The 16,821-nt window shown below is 64.7% G+C and carries 15 protein-coding genes; 7 read left to right on the forward strand and 8 right to left on the reverse strand.

Annotation, left to right across the window (positions count from 1 at the left end; all coding sequences use genetic code 11):
• Positions 1-15: 15 nt before the first annotated feature.
• A complete protein-coding gene (locus MGN01_RS03235; RefSeq protein ID WP_147045127.1) occupies positions 16-915 on the reverse strand; it encodes a PfkB family carbohydrate kinase in 900 nt (299 codons plus the stop codon).
• 116 nt (positions 916-1,031) lie between these two features.
• Here MGN01_RS03235 and MGN01_RS03240 point away from each other — a divergent pair, with 116 nt between their 5' ends.
• Genes MGN01_RS03240 through MGN01_RS03250 form a run of 3 tightly spaced genes read left to right on the forward strand, consistent with a single transcriptional unit; the run spans position 1,032 to position 3,449 of the window.
• Positions 1,032-1,769 (forward strand): GntR family transcriptional regulator, encoded by a 738-nt coding sequence (locus MGN01_RS03240; protein ID WP_238258025.1) that lies wholly within the window; start codon positions 1,032-1,034, stop codon positions 1,767-1,769.
• A gap of 25 nt (positions 1,770-1,794) precedes the next feature.
• Positions 1,795-2,862: an apurinic/apyrimidinic endonuclease family protein gene (locus MGN01_RS03245; protein ID WP_147045128.1), complete on the forward strand. Its 1,068-nt coding sequence runs from the start codon at positions 1,795-1,797 to the stop codon at positions 2,860-2,862.
• A 32-nt stretch (positions 2,863-2,894) separates the two neighbouring features.
• The gene (locus MGN01_RS03250) at positions 2,895-3,449 is read left to right on the forward strand and encodes an RBBP9/YdeN family alpha/beta hydrolase (protein ID WP_147045129.1); all 555 of its coding nucleotides are present in this window, start codon (positions 2,895-2,897) and stop codon (positions 3,447-3,449) included.
• Here MGN01_RS03250 and MGN01_RS03255 read toward each other — a convergent pair.
• Positions 3,442-3,798 carry a hypothetical protein gene (locus tag MGN01_RS03255; protein WP_147045130.1) on the reverse strand — a complete coding sequence of 119 codons (357 nt, stop codon included), beginning with the start codon at positions 3,796-3,798 and terminating at the stop codon, positions 3,442-3,444. The genes MGN01_RS03250 and MGN01_RS03255 overlap by 8 nt on opposite strands.
• Before the next feature lie 114 nt (positions 3,799-3,912).
• Positions 3,913-4,548: a glutathione S-transferase N-terminal domain-containing protein gene (locus tag MGN01_RS03260; protein ID WP_147045131.1), complete on the reverse strand. Its 636-nt coding sequence runs from the start codon at positions 4,546-4,548 to the stop codon at positions 3,913-3,915.
• Positions 4,549-5,094: 546 nt separating this feature from the next.
• Between MGN01_RS03260 and MGN01_RS03270 the strand changes: the two genes are divergently transcribed.
• The 4 genes from MGN01_RS03270 to MGN01_RS03285 all read left to right on the forward strand — a co-directional run bounded on the left by MGN01_RS03270 (position 5,095) and on the right by MGN01_RS03285 (position 9,653).
• The gene (locus tag MGN01_RS03270; protein ID WP_147045132.1) at positions 5,095-5,532 is read left to right on the forward strand and encodes a DUF4345 domain-containing protein; all 438 of its coding nucleotides are present in this window, start codon (positions 5,095-5,097) and stop codon (positions 5,530-5,532) included.
• A gap of 261 nt (positions 5,533-5,793) precedes the next feature.
• Positions 5,794-7,131 carry an O-antigen ligase family protein gene (locus MGN01_RS03275; protein WP_238258027.1) on the forward strand — a complete coding sequence of 446 codons (1,338 nt, stop codon included), beginning with the start codon at positions 5,794-5,796 and terminating at the stop codon, positions 7,129-7,131.
• Between the two features lie 81 nt (positions 7,132-7,212).
• Positions 7,213-8,478, forward strand: coding sequence for an acyltransferase family protein (locus MGN01_RS03280; RefSeq protein WP_147045133.1), 1,266 nt, complete (start codon positions 7,213-7,215; stop codon positions 8,476-8,478).
• Positions 8,475-9,653 carry an endo-1,4-beta-xylanase gene (locus MGN01_RS03285; protein ID WP_147045134.1) on the forward strand — a complete coding sequence of 393 codons (1,179 nt, stop codon included), beginning with the start codon at positions 8,475-8,477 and terminating at the stop codon, positions 9,651-9,653. Before MGN01_RS03280 ends, MGN01_RS03285 begins: the two co-directional genes overlap by 4 nt.
• Positions 9,654-9,986: 333 nt before the next feature.
• Here the strand turns inward: MGN01_RS03285 and MGN01_RS03290 are convergent, their stop codons facing one another.
• From MGN01_RS03290 to ftsH, 5 genes are all read right to left on the reverse strand, one after another.
• The gene (locus MGN01_RS03290; RefSeq protein WP_147045135.1) at positions 9,987-10,895 is read right to left on the reverse strand and encodes an outer membrane protein; all 909 of its coding nucleotides are present in this window, start codon (positions 10,893-10,895) and stop codon (positions 9,987-9,989) included.
• A 198-nt stretch (positions 10,896-11,093) separates the two neighbouring features.
• The gene (locus MGN01_RS03295; RefSeq protein WP_147045136.1) at positions 11,094-11,933 is read right to left on the reverse strand and encodes an outer membrane protein; all 840 of its coding nucleotides are present in this window, start codon (positions 11,931-11,933) and stop codon (positions 11,094-11,096) included.
• Positions 11,934-12,125: 192 nt separating this feature from the next.
• On the reverse strand, positions 12,126-12,998 hold the full coding sequence (locus tag MGN01_RS03300) for an outer membrane protein (RefSeq protein WP_147045137.1): 873 nt from the start codon (positions 12,996-12,998) through the stop codon (positions 12,126-12,128).
• Between the two features lie 238 nt (positions 12,999-13,236).
• A complete protein-coding gene (gene glmM, locus MGN01_RS03305) occupies positions 13,237-14,580 on the reverse strand; it encodes a phosphoglucosamine mutase (RefSeq protein WP_147045138.1) in 1,344 nt (447 codons plus the stop codon).
• 253 nt (positions 14,581-14,833) lie between these two features.
• Entirely contained in the window at positions 14,834-16,756 is a 1,923-nt protein-coding gene (gene ftsH / locus MGN01_RS03310; protein ID WP_147045139.1) for an ATP-dependent zinc metalloprotease FtsH, read from the reverse strand.
• Positions 16,757-16,821 lie beyond the last annotated feature (65 nt).

Consider the following 16,821-nt stretch of genomic DNA (forward strand, 5'->3'; position numbering starts at 1 on the left):
CCTCGAATGACGCCCTCATACCTTCGCCGCCTCGCAGAAACGTTCGAGTTCGAAGGCCGTCGGAAAGGCATCGAAGGCACCGAACCGGGCTGCGGTGATCGCTCCGCAAGCTGCGGCGCGCGTCAGAGCTTCCTCAATCGACCCCCCCTGCAGAAGGGTCACGGCAAACCCGGCTGAGAAGGCATCTCCTGCACCGATCGTGTCGACTGCCGTCACCGCGACGGCCGCCTGCCAGCGCGGTGGCTCGCAACGACTGAACGCAACGGCGCCGTCCTTCCCAAGCGTGACGACGACGATCTCAGGCCCTGCCTGCATCACGCGTTCCAACGTCGTCTCGTCGGCGATATCGATACCGCAGTCGACAGCCTCGACGCGGTTGACGATCAAAATCGAAGTGTGCGCAAGGATTTGCGCGTCGATTGGTCGGCTCGGCGACGGATTGAGCAGTGTGCGGATGCCGCGCGATCGGGCCGCGGCGAAGGCAGCCGCGATCGGCGCATCCGGCGACTCGAACGTCGCCATCACGAGGTTGCAGTCGCCGATCTTCGCCGGTGCGACATCCTCGGCTGCCAGCTCTCGGTTCGCGCCCAGGCTGACGGCGAGGCAATTCTCGCCGGCCTTGTCAATGAAACCGATCCCAGCACCGGTGGAGCCGCTGCGTTTCAACAACATGTCGGTAGCGAGCCCGGCTCCCTCGAAAGCGGAGACGGCAACCGCGGCAAAGGGATCGCCACCGATCGCGAAGACGCCGTCGACCACCGCCCCGAGCCGGTGCGCAGCCAGCGCGAGGTTGAACCCTTTCCCACCCGGTTCTGCGACGAAAGCGTCTGCATCAAGGGACTCACCGGCGCGGGGAAGGCGTGCTACCTTGACGGAGCAGGCGACGACGAAGCTGCCTATGGCGTAGATCCGCACCTGAGATGTCCCGGTAGCACCACGTGGCGAATAGAAAATCAGCTGGACCGTTCCGGCAAGTTTCGACCCACGATCCCAAGGTCGTTTCCCTGCATCCCCTCGACCGCCCGTCTCTGATGTCGCTCTTGCGGCTGCGGGACGACACGGCCATGCCGCTCTATCAGCAGATCGAAGAGCAGATCCACGCCTTGATCCTGTCGGGCACTTTGCCAATGGGAGCGGTGCTGCCGGCCGAGCGACAGCTTGCTGAGAATCTCGGCGTCAGCCGCGTGACCATCCAGCGAGCCTACGCGGCCCTGCGCCAGCGCAACCTGCTCGCCTCTCAGGGACGAAAAGGCTTCTTGGTCCGGTCGCGGCCCGATCAGGTCCATCCGGGTATGGACCGCCTGAAGGGCTTCACGGAGGAAATGCGCGAGCTCGGCAAAGTGCCCTCCTCTCGCATCGTCGAGCGGGCACTGGTCGAGGATCGCTCGATCTCGTCGATCTTCGGCCTGCCCTCGACAGCGCCGCTCTTGAAGCTCACCCGTATCCGCTATGGGGACGATGTCCCGATGTCGCGCGAAGTGGCGTGGTATAATCTCAAGGCCGTGCCCGAGTTGGCGGAGGGCGACCTCTCTGGATCAGTCTACGCTTTCCTCGCAGACAATACTGGCGCTCGACTCGTGAGCTGCGACCAGACCATCGAGGCGACATTGCCCACCGCCGAGGAATGCCGGGTCTTCGATTTCGAGGAGCCGAGCCCTTGCCTGCTGATCAAGCGCCACAGCTTCGCCGATACCCGTGTGATGATCGAGTATGTCGAAGGGCTGTTTCGCGGGGACATGTACAGCTATCGGCTAACGCTGCGGACCTGAGCCGGGCGCTCCGCGTTGTCGGGCCATGACTGGCTCAACCTCCCGCCTCGGCTTCTGTTGCACCTTCATCCCGGACGCTCCGCCTGACGGCTACCCGACGCGTAAGGCGGAGCGGGAAGCCATACAGGCGATGAATCTCACCTGCACGACCATGACCTATCTCGAAGGTCTGACGCTGGCGGCGCGGCGGGCGAAGCTCGAGACGATCGTCCGCCATAACCTCGCAGCCCTGGGGCGCCAGCTCGATTGGGTTGCAGCACGACCGCCGACGGAGCGATTGCTGCGCATCGCCAGCTCACTGCTGCCCGGCTACACCCATCCAATCGCGAGTGACCTCTATGCCGATCCGGGCCTGCGCCGGCTGATCGAGGCAGGCCTCGAGCGTCTCGGGGATCGCGCGCGGGCCGCCGGTATCCGCCTCAGCATGCATCCGGGCCAGTTCTGCATCATCGCATCGCGCAACCCCTCGGCGCAGGAGAACGGTATCGCCGAACTCGAGTACCACGCCGAGGCCATGGCGATGCTCGGCTATGGCGGCGGTTGGCACCCGCACGGCGCCCACATCAACATCCATGTCGGTGGCCGCGAGCCGGGCATCGAAGGCTTTCGCGCTGGTCTGAAGCTGGTCTCGCAGACTGCGCGCAATCTGCTCACCGCCGAGAACGACGAGACGTGTCATGGGCTCGACGCCGTGCTGCGGCTCGCCGACGACGTCCCTGTGGTGCTCGACCTGCACCATCACTGGGTCGAGAGCGGCGGCGAATATATCGAGCCAGAGGATCCCCGCATCGCGCGCATCCGTGAGTCCTGGCGCGGAACGCGTCCGCTCAGTCACATCAGTGTCTCACGAGAAGACCTGCTCGATGGACACGACCCGGCGATACGGCCCGATTTCGCGGCACTCGCTGAGGCTGGCCATTCGCGGCGAGACCTTGCTGCCCATTCCGACCTGATGTGGAACGCTGGCATCAACGCGCTGGTAGCGCGCCATCTCGCTTGGAGCGATTTCGAGATCGAGGCCAAGGGCAAGAACCTCGCCTCCACTGCGCTTGCGGCATGGATCGCCGCCTCGGCTGCACGCGCCGCCGCTTGATCGCACGGCCGGCCCGAAGTTAGGGAGGCCGTATGAAGACGGGCGATTGCGATATCCTGATCCTGCCGGGCTTTGCTGGATCTGGGGAGGACCACTGGCAGGCGCGCTGGGCCAGCCGCCTGCGCACGGGGCGGGTCGTCGAGCAGGCGGACTGGCACAATCCCGATCCCGAGGCTTGGCGCTCGCGGATCGTCGCTGCGGTCGAAGAAGCGACACGACCCGTCGTGCTCATCGCCCACAGCCTCGGTGTCGTCGCCGCGGTCGAGGCAGCCTCGCGTTTTCCGAAGGACGTCGTGCGCGGCGCTATGCTCGTCGCATTTCCCGATATCGAGACCTGTCAGGATCTGCCGGCGAGCGTCCGCTCCTTCGCGCCAGTGCCGCGGGATCGCCTGACCTTCCCTACCCTAGTCGTTGCGAGCCGCACCGACCCGTATTGCAGTTACGAGCGCGCGGAGGAGTTCGCGACGGCCTGGGGCGCCGAGATCGTCGATGCCGGCGAAGCCGGACACATCAACATCGCCAGCGGGCATGGCCCCTGGCCCGAGGGCATGATGCGCCTCGCCGGGTTCATGCAGACGATCAATTGATCAGGCAGAAGCCCTTGCCGACGCCCACGGTCCGGCCGGTTGCGCACCAAGGTTGAGCGGGCTTCGTGACCGGGACAGCCTCCGGAGCAGGCGGCATGGGTGGAATTGGCGCGTTCTCGTCCGCGTCCTCGGCTTGAGCCGTCATCACGCCGCGGGGCTTCGCGCCTGCGAGTGCCGGATCGGGTGAGCTGATCGCGCCGACGGCGGCTATAGCCGGGATGCGACGAGCCTTCGCGCTCGATGACACCGACGAGAAACTGGAGCTGCGCAGCCGAAACCCACGGGCTTGCGCGTCCGCGACACTGCCTGCGAGCATCGCGACCGACAACGTGACGGCGACCGTCCTCATGGCTCCACCTCCTGCTGATGCGCAGGCTAGCCACGGAGCGTTAACGGCAAGTCCGTGTGGCCGATCGCAGTTTAGCGGTTGTGGCAGATGGGGATAACTGCGTGGACGACGCCCTTAGATGGCAGCCAATCCTCTCTGCACAGCTGGACGGGCCAGCAGCAATTCCAGCCAGCGCGCGACATTCGAATATGTCGCGACGTCGACGCCTTGCTTGTCGTGAAACTTCGCCCAGGTCAGCGTCGCGATGTCGGCAATGGAATAGTCGCCAGCCAGGTATTCGCGGCCGTGAAGCCGGCGGTCGAGTACGCCGTAGAGCCGCTTTGTCTCCTCGGTGTAGCGTTCCACGGCATAGGGAATCTTCTCCTTGGCGTAGATCCGAAAATGGTGGGCCTGGCCCAGCATCGGACCGAAACCGCCGACCTGCCAGAACAGCCACTCGTCCACCGCGACGCGAGCGCGCTCGTCGGTCGGATAGAGGCTACCGGTCTTGCGCCCGAGATATTGAAGGATCGCGCCGGACTCGAAGACGGAGATCGGCGCGCCGCCCGGCCCATCAGGGTCGACGATGGCCGGGATCTTGTTGTTGGGCGAGATCGCCAGGAAGTCGGGCGCCATCTGCTCGCCCTTGCCGATATTCACGGGCACCACCCGGTAGGGCAGCCCGCATTCTTCCAGCATGATCGGGATCTTCCAGCCGTTCGGCGTGCTCCAGGTGTGAACGTCGATCGCACTGGCCGTCGTCTGCGCCATGGTCGTCTCCGCGAACCGTCCCGTCGCTCGCTCCGGGCGGCTTCCTGTCGGGGAGTAGACTGCATTCGTCACGGCGTGAACAGGCTCGTCACTCACGACCGGGACAGAGAGCCACCATGCAACTCGGACGCGCGTAAGTCGTTTCTGGTCTTGCTCTTTCGGTACGGTTTCGGCTGTGTCACGTAGCTCCTGCCGGCGCGGTAGGATGGTTTCATGGGTGAGGTTGCCGGAATGTCGCTCCGTATCGTCGCCTTGCTCGCTGCGGTCTTCTGTGCCGCAGCCCCGGTGCTGGCTCGTGAGCCAGCAAAGCCGGTAGCCTCCATACGCAACAGGGAGCCTGCTCTCTCCCCGGCGCGCGAAAGGCAGGCGCGATGTGGTGCGGAGTGGCGCGGTCTCTCTGCTGCAGACAAGACGTCCAGAGGGCCGAGCTGGCCGCAATTCTACAACAAATGCGTCAAACGGCTGAAGGCGTCGCAGAGGTGAAGTGAACCTCGGCCATGCCGCGGGTTGCTCAACTGGTGTCGCGGGCTGAGAGGGATGAACCGGATGAAGGGTGAACGGCGATTGCTGCAGAGGGTCGTCGCGGTGGCTGCGCTCCTGCCGGTTGTCGCTGGCCTGTACGGCGTGCTCTTCGGCATTGATGGCATTGGCACGGAGCGGATCGTTAACGTCTCGGCCGACAGCCATTTCCGCTACCTGTCCGGGCTGCTCACCGGCATCGGCATCCTTTTCATGACCTGCGTACCGGGGATCGAGCACAAGACCGGACTGTTCCGCTTCCTCACTCTGGTAGTGGTGCTCGGCGGCCTTTCGCGGCTGCTTGGTCTCTATCTCACGGGAGTGCCCTCTCTTGTGATGCTCGGCGCCCTAGCCTTCGAGCTCGGCGTGACCCCGCTGCTGTGCCTGTGGCAGGCGCGCGTGGCGCATCTCGCAGCTGCCGATGGTCCCGCAATTGTCGATCTCACACGTGAGAAGGTTGTGTGAGCGTGGCCGACGCACAGCCGGCCAATCATCGGCTGCTCGCGATCGATTCGACGCTTTCTTCCGGAAGCTGCCGGCAAGCAGCACCGTTTGCCGTCAGTGCTCCGACTGAGCAATCTTCGCGCGCGACCCCGTCAACCTTACGAACGGTTAGCTGGGCACAAAGACTACGCCGCACTCTTTGAGCACGAGTTCTGCGCTACTCTGCCTGCGTTTTCAGACCGCCGCGGGGTGCGCAGGCCGGTCGTGGGATGAGGCCGGAGCGTGGCGTCGGCGTTTGAAGTGCCTTCGAAGGGGCGAGCGCCCTCCGACCGGCCGGCCTTCGCAAAGGCACGCGGCGACATGCCGGATGCGCTGCGCATGTGTCTCGGCGGCGCCTGCATCCTCGCCTTCTGGAACCACGCCCCGCTGGCCGATCTCAGTGACCGCAACATTCTCGAGACCTCGACGGCCGGCAGCTGGACGACGCAGGTACTCTTCCTGGTGCTTGGGTTCTCCATGGCCGCCGCCCTGCGGCAGCTCGGGATCGAGAAGCTGCGGCCGCTGCTGACATGGCCACTGATTGCGCTGGCGAGCTGGATGGGGCTGACGTTGCTCACGTCGGTCGAGCCGCTGCTCTCGATCCGCCGGATCCTGCTCTTCGTGATCGTCACGATGATTGCAGCCGGCATTCCCGTGGTGATGCGCTCGGTCCGCCAATTCGCGCTCACCCTCGCCATCGTGGCGATGATCATCGTGATCTCGTCCTACCTTGCGGTCGCCTTCCTGCCTCAACTCGCGATCCACTCCGCGGATTTCGACCTCCTGAACGAGCCGGAGCACGAAGGACTCTGGCGCGGGATCTTCGCGCATAAGAACGAGGCCGGCGGCGCCATGGCGCTGATGATTCTCACCGGATTGTTCGTCGCTTCGGCGCTGAGCCGGGTCTGGGGCATCACCATCGTGCTGCTCGCGGCGGTATTCCTGGCGGCGGCGAATTCGAAGTCGGTCACCGCGCTCCTGCCCTTCATCGTACTGGCGCCGAGCCTGTGCAGTCTCGTCCGCAACGGTTGGCTGCGGGCCGCGATCCTCATCGGCCCGACCACCGCCGTCTCGCTGTTCTCCCTCGGCTCAGTGTTCTTCCCCCCGATCCGCGATGGGCTCGTCGGCATCCTGCCCGACACATCCTTCACCGGACGCACCGAGATCTGGGAGTTCGCAGCGAGTCACATCGTCGAACGTCCGCTGTTCGGCTGGGGCTTCGGCGCCTTCTGGGGAACCGAGCGGACGAAGTTCGGCACCTCCGATGCCCTCAGTTGGGTGACGAAGACCAGCCAGGCCCACAACACCTATCTCGACGTCTGCCTGCTGATCGGGTTGCCCGGCCTGCTGATGGTGCTCGCTGCCTTCGTGGTGGCGCCGCTGCGCGACCTCCAGCGCATCGCGCCCGCCGGTCGGATCGACCCGATGACGCTCTACTTCGTGCGGCTCTGGCTGCTGGCGCTGACCGGCGGCTCGTTCGAATCGGTGCTGTTCACGCCGAGCTCTTCGATCTGCTGCATGTTCATGCTCGCCATTTTCGGGCTGCGTTACCGGGCCTCCTACCGCACGGTGCCCGGCTGAAGCGCGGGACTTGGAGGAGAGGGCCCGCCTTGGCGCAATGTGGGCGGCAAGATGACTGACGGTTAGCGTTCGAGCGAGACGATGAACGTCCTACGAGAGCCAAGTGGCCGTGACGCCGGTCGGCAGCTCAACCTCGCACCCGCAGGCGCGGCGCATCCGGCGACCACGCCACTCCCGGCATTGACCTCCCTGCGCTTCTTCGCGGCCTTCTACGTTCTGGTATTCCACTACGACCGCTTCTTCTTTCCGGATGGACCGCACCATACTGCGATCCTGCTCGGCCATACCGGCGTGACGTTTTTCTTCATCCTGTCGGGCTTCATCCTTGCCTACACCTACCATGCGGTCGATCTCGCAGACCCGACGCTGCGACGGCGCTACCTGCTGGCGCGCTTCGCCAGGATCTATCCGGCCTTCCTGCTCTCGCTGGCGATCAGTCTGCCGTGGTTCGCTGCCTGGGTGTTGAAGAGCGCACCGCCGGTCAAATGGCTCATGGCCTCCGGCGCAGTCCTCGCGCCGCTCGGCCTGCATGCTTGGGTTCCTGGAGCGGCCTGCTCGCTGAACTGCGCGAGCTGGTCTATCTCGGTAGAGGCTTTCTTCTACCTGCTGTTGCCCCTTCTGCTGCCCCTGGTTCTGCGCCGGCCGGCTGAGTACGCGCTCGCCACCCTGGGACTTTGGGCAGTATTCGGTGCCTTCGGCACGTTGCTCTGGAACCGCTACGCTCCGGGCGTTTCGCTGATTGATCCGGAGCCGGGCGGCCCCATGGCGATGCTGCTCGCCCAGGGTATCAAGTACAACCCATTGCTGCGGCTGCCGGAATTCATCGCTGGGCTCGTGCTCTTCGCGTGGTGGCAGTCGAGGCGTCTGCCTACGAAAGTCAACCCGACCGCCGTCCACCGCTCGGCTGCCAAGCTGCTCCTGGTCGTCTCTGCTCTGGCTGGCATCCTCTTGATACTCATCGACCCTTACGTGCCGCAGCCGCTGATGCATAACGGCCTGAGCGCCCTCGCCTGGACACCGCTGATCCTGGCGGGCGCGGAGCTGCGCGGAGGCGCTCTCGCCAGCGGGCCACTCATCTTCCTCGGGCGGATCTCCTTCGCGCTCTACCTTCTGCATCTGCCGGCCTACGCCGCCGTGAACTCACTCGATCGGGCGTTGCGTGGGGGGATCTCCGACGTGTCGCCGTGGGTGGCGGCTGCGCTGGCGACGATGCTCGCCCTTGCGATGGCCGCTCTGGTTCATCTCGTCGTGGAGGAGCCGGCCCGGCGCGTGCTCTTGCGCGGCAGATTGCGGCGTCCCGCGAGCCTGGCCGGCGAAGCTGTGGCCGGGAGCAGCACCCGTCGATGATCCCGCATGGTCCGAGCCGCCGCGCCGTCCTCGGAAGCGGGGCGGCAGCCGTCGCTCTCTCAGGGCGCGCTGAGGCCGCGCCCTCCCCGTTCGGACCGCTTGGCAACCCGTCCTGGTCGGCCGACGGCCTGCAAGCCGCTGCCGCTGTGAAGGGGCTCGCATTCGGCTCCGCCGTGCCCATCACGCGCTTCCGACAGGATCGGCGCTGGCGCTCCCTCGCCGAGCGCGAATGCGGGATCCTGGTCTGCGAGAACGCGATGAAGTTTTCGAGCGTCGTTCCGCGTGAGGGCGTGTTCGATTCCGTCGCCGCCGACGAGACGCTGCGCTTCGCCCGCGCCAACGGCCAGCGCATGCGTGGGCACTGCCTGATCTGGCACGAAGGACTTCCCCCCTGGGCCGAGGCGATCCTGGCGAGCGGCAGCGCGTCGCGCGCCGAAACGCTAATGCGGCAATGGATCGGCGCCATGGCCCGGCGCTATCGCGGTACGATCGAGGCCTGGGACGTGGTCAATGAGATCGTCGTCCCAGCCGACCATCGACCGGGCGGCCTGCGCGCCACGCCCTGGCTCGCGGCACTCGGGCCCGGCTACGTCGACTTGGCTTTCCAGATGCTCAAGGACGAGGATCCCGGCGCATCGGCGGTGTATAACGAGAACGATTGCGAGCAGAAGGCCGACTGGATCGACGAGCGCCGCAGCGCGATCCTGCGGCTGCTAGAGGGCATGCTGAAGCGGGGCGTGCCGATCAACCGGTTCGGCATCCAGGCCCATCTCACGAGCAACCTCCCCTTCGACGAGACGACGCTGCGGAAATTCCTGCGCGAGATTGCTGGGATGGGCCTGGCCATTGAGATCACTGAGCTCGACATCGACGACCGAGCCTTCCCGGCCGATGTGGCAGCTCGCGACCGTGGCGTCGCCGATCTCGCGCGGCGCTTTCTCGAAACAGTCTTCGATGAACCAGCCGTGCTCAACGTGCTGGCCTGGGACCTCTACGATCCCGACTCTTGGCTCAGTATCTACCCCGCACGGAGACGGCCGGACGGCCTGCCTCAGCGGGGGCTGCCGTTCGACGCGGAGTACCGGCGAAAGCCATTGTGGCACGCGATGCATGCAGCGTTTCGCGGCGCGCCCGACCACCGCGCCGCGCGCCGGCGGTTGAGAGCAAAGATCTGAGGCGAGGTGTCAGCGGAGCGGAAAACGGCTCGGCGGCTCGTTGTAGAGCGGCGCGTCAGTGTTCCGCGGCAGATAGGCGTGAATCAGAAAATCCGGTGTGCGGAAATGCGGCGCGCGACGACGCGGCGACACGTAGCGTGGGTCGCGATAGCGAACCTCGGGCGGGAGGTTTCTTGCCGGAGCATGATAGTGGAGTGCTCGCTCGTGACCCAGCCGCGCCTTCGCTAGCGCTGGGCTGGTGAGGAGCAAGCTCGCAAGAGCGCCACAGAAAATACGACCGGCTGACATGAGTGGCATGGGCATTGCCCTTAGAGGGGGGTGTCAGGGGCGGCTTCAGAACTTGTAAGCTGCGCCAGCGCGGACCGTGTTCAGGTTCAGCTGATGCCCATCGAGGTCGTTGAGAAGGACGTACTGATATTCGCCGCGCAAAAGGAAGTTTGACGTGATCGCGTATTCGATGCCACCGCCGAGCGATATGCCGCCGACGACCTTCGTCTTCGCTCTCGTTAGGAGATTGGTTGCGGGGATGCTTCCAGCGGGGTTCGTGGGGTCAAAGGAGCGATACCCAAAATTGTAAACGTACTGCGGAAGCCCGCTCGTGGCGGTCTGGTTGGCGTTGAAGGCGGTCCTGTCGAAGCCGTAGGATTGGTAAGTTACTCGGTCAGCGACCGTCGCTCTACCGATGGCGAGGCCGCCTGTAACAAAGGGCAGGAAACTGCCAAACGCATAGCCGGCGCGTGCCCGTATAGTCCCGTAATCCTGGACGCGGGTCGATGAACTGCCGGTCAGGCTGATGGTTTCGAGGACGCCGTCGGCTCTGTTTAGCGTTCGGCCAATAGAGTCGTTCGAGATGCCGCCGCCGGCGAACAATGTATAATCGCCTTCGATGCCGATCACGGCGTCGTCGAACTGGAAATTGTAACCGACGATGGCGCCGAATGTCGTGCGGTCTCTGCGGACGGGACCTGTCCGAAGGAGCGTGGACGCGCCGAAGTCAGTTTCCGCGAAGCTATCGTGGAGCGCGTTGCTAATCATCTCCTGGTAGACGTTCTTGAAGCCAAGCGCAGCCGAGCTGTACCCGCCATGGCCGCCGATATAGAAGCCGCTCCAATCGATGATCTGCGTCGTCACTGGCTCATAGTCAGCACCACGCAGGTAATCGTCGGCGAAATCGGCGGCGTGCGCGGTCGACATGACGCCGAGTGCGGACAGTGCCAGAAAACCGATGGTGAGTTTACGCATCGTCATCGTCCTACGGGCAGCGACGCGTCGGCGCGGCTTACCTCATGAGACGGTCTTACTTGAGTAACCTTAATGGTCGGTTGCTTTGCCTCGATTTGTCTTGATCCGAAACGGTGCTTTGTGCCGACCAATCCTTTGCGCAAACTCAAACGGCGTGCCGTCCTGTACGGCACACCGTTTCATCGCGTCGGGGCTGGTTCAATTGCCGTAGGGATTTTGCGAGATCATCGGCAGCAGGCCGCCCGCAAATTGGTAACGCAGGCCGATGCGCACCTCGTTGGACGTCAGGTCCTTAAGCCGCGTGCTGAAACCTGAGGAGTCGAGGCCGCTTTTGACGCCGCCAAGGTCGACGTAGCGATAGGCTGCGTCAAGGCTCAAGCCCGGCATGAGCTGGTACGACACGCCAGCCGTAAGGCTCCAGGCCAAAGAGGTGAAACCGTGATCGGGGCGTGACACCGGCGTGCGCGGTCCGATTACCGGATTGCCGTCGCAATTCGTCGCGCTGGTGCAGGTCGTCTGCGTATAGTTGCGGTGAAAGCTGTTGTCGGCCAAGCCAATGCCACCACCGAGATAGGGTGTCAGACCCCACCATGTCCCGAGATCGGCATAGACATTGACCAGGCCGGTCAGCACGTCGACGTCGCCCACCTCGATATTGTAGCCATAGGCGAAGTTGGAGCCCGACGAGACCGCGCGAAAGCGCGAGGGCGCACGCTGATCAATCGTCGCGTCGACCCGAAGCCATTCGTTGACCCGGTAGCCGATGCCGCCGCCGTAGCCGGCCTCGCTGCTCAGCCGCAGCTCGAGATAAGGCGGTAGGCCTGGGCTGGGCGGTGTCGCGTCGCGCGGCTTGCCGAAATCGCTCACCGTCGCGTCGGCACGGAGATACCAGCCGCTCTCGACGGGGGCGGACGCGACGAATTCCTCAGGCAGTGGGGCATGGCGCAGGAGGTCAGCCGCGCTGGCCGACCCAGTGGACAGAGCGGCAGCGAGCACGAGCCCGGCTTTGATGATCCAGGCGCAATCCGGAAAACGCATGTCGGTGATCTCTCTGCCGGCAGCCCGAGGCGGACTACGCCGCTTCATCCCGGCCAGGGCTCTGATCTCATCCTGTCAGATCGAAGTTATGATCTGATTAAGCCTAACCACTTCGGTATGAACGCAGGTTAGAAGTAGAAACGGCGCGGATATAATCCGCGCCGCTCCGAATGTTCGATCTGATGTATGCAATCAGTATTTGCGAACCAGCGGGCCGGGCTCGTAGGCCGGTGCCAGCGACGGCAGCGGAGCCGCAGCCACCCCACCGATGAGGTAGCGCAGGCCGATCTTCACATCGTGAGATGTGAGCTCGCTGACCTTGTAGGTCGCAACCGAACAGGTCGGATCGTTGACGCAGGTCACGGGGCCGGTCTTGGCATGGCCCATGTTCAGGTACCGATACCCGACATCGACCTTGAAGTTGGGCGTCACGTCGTAAGTCACACCGGCCTGAGCGGCCCAGGCAAAGCTGGTGGTGTTCTTTGACAGAGCGGTGCCGAAGCCGCCCGCGGCCGTGCCTGCGCCGACGTCCTGGTAGCTGCTGATCTGGTTGAAGGCTGCACCGACACCACCGCCGATATAGGGGGTCAGGCACCACCAGGTGCCGAGGTCGATGTAGCCGTTCGCCATCGTGACGATCGAGCGGAACTTGCCGGTGTTCGTGTCGATGCCGGTACCGCCATTGAGGGGGAAGCGCTCCACGTAGTGGAGGTTGCCGCCGCCACGGTATTCACCCGTGATGTCGCCGCGCAGGAAGCTGTTGAACTGATAGCCGACACCGGCGCCGGCGAAGAACTGGTCGTCCTGGTGACGGTCGGTGATGGTGTAGCCGGCGGGCAATGCAGCGCCGGTGACGCCAAGATTCGTGCTGACTTTCTCGAACTCGGCAGCGCCAACCCCGACGTCACCGCGCAGATACCAACCACCGCCGACATCGACGGGGGCAGGCATGGGCGGGGGTGGGGGCGGTGGTAGGAGGTCCGCGGCATGTGCGAGGCAGGGCGCTCCGACGCTCGCCATGAGCGTGAGGGAGCGCGCCAATGCATGAAGCTTGGAGCGGCCCATGGGATTTCCTTCACTCTTCGATACGTGCCGGAAGCCGCATGCGGCCGGCAGGGAGAACGAAGGACATCATGGCCAAGGTTGGTTAAGTCGCACTTAACGTAAAAAATTAGCCTTGCCGAAGTGTTGATCGATCAAATGACTGGCGCTGTACAAGTTAACGAAAGGTTTTCGCGTGCCGTGCGGCAGAGGAGCGAGCCGTCCAATGCAAAATCGGGCGACCCGTTACCGGAGAGGTGAGTCAGGCAGCGGCCCGGGTCACCGCGTCGACGACTTCATCCACGACCGCGTTGACGAGATCGCGGTCGTCGCCTTCGGCCATCACACGGATGACCGGCTCCGTGCCCGAGGGCCGAATGACCAGTCGGCCGGTATTGCCAAGTCGCGCCTTGGCCTGTGCGATGGCCGTGACCACGGAGTCCTGCCGCAGCGGCTCGCCGGAGCGGTAGCGCACATTCTTCAGGATCTGAGGTAGCGGATCGAAGCAGTGGCAGACCTCGCTCACCGGCCGCTCCAGGCGTTTGACCACGCTGAGCAGCTGGAGGGCGGCGACAAGGCCGTCGCCGGTGGTGGCGTAGTCTGACATGATGATGTGGCCGGATTGCTCCCCGCCGAGATTGTAGCCGTGCTCACGCATGTGCTCGAGCACGTACCGATCCCCAACGGCGGTGCGGGCGAGATTGAGCCCAAGGCCGCCAAGGAAACGCTCCAGGCCGAGATTTGACATGATCGTGGCCACGAGGCCTGGCTGCGTCAGCCGTTCGTCCTCCTGCCAGGAACGCGCAACCACGGCCATGAGCTGGTCGCCGTCCACCTTCTGGCCCTTCTCGTCGACGATCAGGACCCGATCGGCGTCGCCGTCGAGGGCGATGCCGACATCGGCGCGCAACTCGCGTACCTTGTTGATGAGGGCGTTCGGTGCCGTCGAGCCGACGTCGTCGTTGATGTTGAAGCCGTCCGGGTCGACACCGATCGAGATGACCTCGGCACCGAGCTCCCAGAGGGTCTCGGGAGCGACACGGTAGCCAGCACCGTTGGCGCAATCGACGACGACACGCAGGCCGTCCAGAGTCACGTGGCGCGGCAACGTGCGCTTGGCGAACTCGATGTAGCGAGCATGCACGCTCTCGATGCGCTTGGCCCGCCCGAGGTCGCGCGAGCCGGCAAGATGGCGCTTCATCTCGCCATCGATCAGCGCCTCGATCTCGTGCTCGACGTCATCGGACAGCTTGAAGCCGTCAGGCCCGAACAGCTTGATGCCGTTATCCTCGAACGGATTGTGGGAGGCCGAAATCATCACGCCGAGATCGGCACGCATGGAGCGCGTCAGCATCGCGACGGCTGGCGTCGGCATCGGACCGAGCAACATCACGTCCATGCCGACCGAGGTGAAGCCCGCGACCAGCGCCGTCTCGATCATGTAGCCGGAAAGGCGGGTGTCCTTGCCGATGACGACGCGGTGGCGATGGTCTCCGCGCTGGAAGGTCAGGCCGGCAGCTTGGCCGACCTTCAGTGCCAGTTCGGGCGTAATCACGCCGTTTGCGCGCCCGCGGACGCCATCCGTGCCGAAATACTTGCGCGCCATCGCCGTCTGAACCCCGCTCCCGGCAGCCCGTGGTCGTCTTTCCGAGACGAACTCTCTTGGGGTGCCACTGCCTCGCATCCGTGCGGCGAGTTTGGCCGCGAAGATTGAAGAGGCCCTTTTGATCTAGCTCCCAAAACGGGCAATCGCGAGGCTTCGTTAGCAGGTACTTTCAGGAAGCCGCGGGACTGCCGAAACGAGACGAGCCCGCTCCAGGCGGGCTCGACATGTCGTCGCTCTCTCCAGTCCGTATCGACTACGGCTGTGGCGAGGGCTCCAAGCCGCCATCGTTCTCCCGCGGGCGGCCACGGCCGGCCGAAGGGACTACCGAGCCGCGCGAGGGCGTCGAAGGCATATCCCCGGAATCGCGCACCGGCGGCTCGCCCTGAAGCAGCTTGCGGATCTCGTCGCCGGACAGCGTCTCGTATTCGAGCAGTCCCTGTGCGAGCGCCTCCAGATCGTCCTTGTGCTCGGCAAGGATGCGGCGAGCGTCCTCGAGCCCGGTCTCGACGAGACGGCGGACCTCGGCGTCGATCTTCTGCGCCGTCGATTCCGAGACCGTCTGCTGACGGCCCATCGACATGCCCAGGAAAACCTCGTCGTTGTTGTCGCCATAGGCGACGGTGCCGAGCTCGGGCGAGAAGCCCCAACGCGTCACCATCATCTTGGCCAGCCGCGTGGCCTGCTCGATGTCGGACTGAGCGCCCGAGGTGACCTTGTCCTTGCCGAAGATCATCTCCTCGGCGATGCGTCCGCCCATCATGATCGCCAAGCGCGACGTCATCTGCTCGTAGCTCATCGAGAGCTTGTCGCGCTCTGGCAGCTGCATGACCATGCCAAGCGCCCGGCCGCGCGGAATGATCGTCGCCTTGTGGACGGGATCGGTGGCCGGCACGTTGAAGGCAACGATGGCGTGGCCGCCCTCGTGATAAGCGGTCAACCGCTTCTCATCCTCGGTCATGACTAGGGTACGCCGCTCGGCGCCCATCATCACCTTGTCCTTTGCGTCCTCGAACTCATGCATCGTGACGATGCGTTTGCCGCGGCGTGCCGCGAGCAGAGCCGACTCGTTGACGAGGTTCATCAGATCGGCGCCCGAGAAGCCGGGGGTGCCGCGTGCGATGACCTTGAGATCGACGTCCGGTGCCAGCGGCACCTTGCGGACGTGGACGCGCAGGATGCGCTCGCGGCCGGTCACGTCCGGGTTCGGCACCATGATCTGGCGGTCGAAGCGGCCGGGACGCAGCAGCGCAGGGTCGAGCACGTCGGGGCGGTTCGTCGCCGCGATGATGATGACACCCTCGTTCGCCTCGAAGCCGTCCATCTCGACGAGGAGCTGGTTCAGCGTCTGCTCGCGCTCGTCGTTACCACCGCCGAGGCCGGCGCCGCGGTGACGGCCGACGGCGTCGATCTCGTCGATGAAGATGATGCAGGGCGCGTTCTTCTTGGCCTGCTCGAACATGTCGCGCACGCGGCTTGCGCCGACACCGACGAACATCTCGACGAAGTCCGAGCCGGAGATCGTGAAGAACGGCACGTTGGCCTCGCCTGCCACGGCGCGTGCGATGAGCGTCTTACCGGTACCGGGCGGGCCGACGAGCAGCACGCCGCGCGGAATGCGGCCTCCGAGCCGCTGGAACTTCTGGGGGTCGCGCAGGAACTCGACGATCTCCTGCAGGTCTTCCTTGGCCTCCTCGACGCCGGCGACGTCGTCGAAGCTGACGCGGCCCGAGGCCTCCGTCAGGAGCTTGGCCTTCGATTTGCCGAAGCCCATCGCCCTGCCCGCTCCGGACTGCATCTGGCGAGACAGAAAGATCCAGGCGCCGATGAAGACGAGGATCGGCAGCCAGCTGACCAGGAGCTGGATAAACCAGGGCGTGTTGTCAGAGGGCGGTCGTGCGTTGATCTGCACGCCCTTACCCGACAGCTTGGTCACGAGATTCGGGTCGTTCGGCGCGAAGGTCGAGAAATTGCCGCCGCCGACATAGGTGCCGCTGATGTCCTGGCCGGCGATGACCACGGACTGGATCTTGCCGGCGTCGGCGTCGTTCAGGAGTTGGCTGTAGGAGATTTCGCTGCCGCCGCCTCGGTGCCCCTGGCCCTGAAACAGGGTCACAAGGGCCAGGACGAGAAGGAAGATGACAACCCAAAGGGCAAAGTTGCGAAAATTCGGGTTCATCGACCAATCATCCCAGGACGAGCGCTACGGGCCGTCCGTTCCCGCCTCTCAGAGAGACCCTTACC

Source organism: Methylobacterium gnaphalii (assembly GCF_007992215.1).
In the GTDB taxonomy this organism is placed as follows: Bacteria; Pseudomonadota; Alphaproteobacteria; order Rhizobiales; family Beijerinckiaceae; genus Methylobacterium; species Methylobacterium gnaphalii.

Coding starts and splice junctions, on each gene's coding strand:
- MGN01_RS03240 (WP_238258025.1), top strand. CDS start 1,032: ATGTCGCTCTTGCGGCTGCGGGACGACACGGCCATGCCGCTCTATCAG.
- MGN01_RS03245 (WP_147045128.1), top strand. CDS start 1,795: ATGACTGGCTCAACCTCCCGCCTCGGCTTCTGTTGCACCTTCATCCCG.
- MGN01_RS03250 (WP_147045129.1), top strand. CDS start 2,895: ATGAAGACGGGCGATTGCGATATCCTGATCCTGCCGGGCTTTGCTGGA.
- MGN01_RS03255 (WP_147045130.1), bottom strand. CDS start 3,798: ATGAGGACGGTCGCCGTCACGTTGTCGGTCGCGATGCTCGCAGGCAGT.
- MGN01_RS03260 (WP_147045131.1), bottom strand. CDS start 4,548: ATGGCGCAGACGACGGCCAGTGCGATCGACGTTCACACCTGGAGCACG.
- MGN01_RS03270 (WP_147045132.1), top strand. CDS start 5,095: ATGAAGGGTGAACGGCGATTGCTGCAGAGGGTCGTCGCGGTGGCTGCG.
- MGN01_RS03280 (WP_147045133.1), top strand. CDS start 7,213: ATGAACGTCCTACGAGAGCCAAGTGGCCGTGACGCCGGTCGGCAGCTC.
- MGN01_RS03285 (WP_147045134.1), top strand. CDS start 8,475: ATGATCCCGCATGGTCCGAGCCGCCGCGCCGTCCTCGGAAGCGGGGCG.
- MGN01_RS03290 (WP_147045135.1), bottom strand. CDS start 10,895: ATGCGTAAACTCACCATCGGTTTTCTGGCACTGTCCGCACTCGGCGTC.
- MGN01_RS03295 (WP_147045136.1), bottom strand. CDS start 11,933: ATGCGTTTTCCGGATTGCGCCTGGATCATCAAAGCCGGGCTCGTGCTC.
- MGN01_RS03300 (WP_147045137.1), bottom strand. CDS start 12,998: ATGGGCCGCTCCAAGCTTCATGCATTGGCGCGCTCCCTCACGCTCATG.
- glmM (WP_147045138.1), bottom strand. CDS start 14,580: ATGGCGCGCAAGTATTTCGGCACGGATGGCGTCCGCGGGCGCGCAAAC.
- ftsH (WP_147045139.1), bottom strand. CDS start 16,756: ATGAACCCGAATTTTCGCAACTTTGCCCTTTGGGTTGTCATCTTCCTT.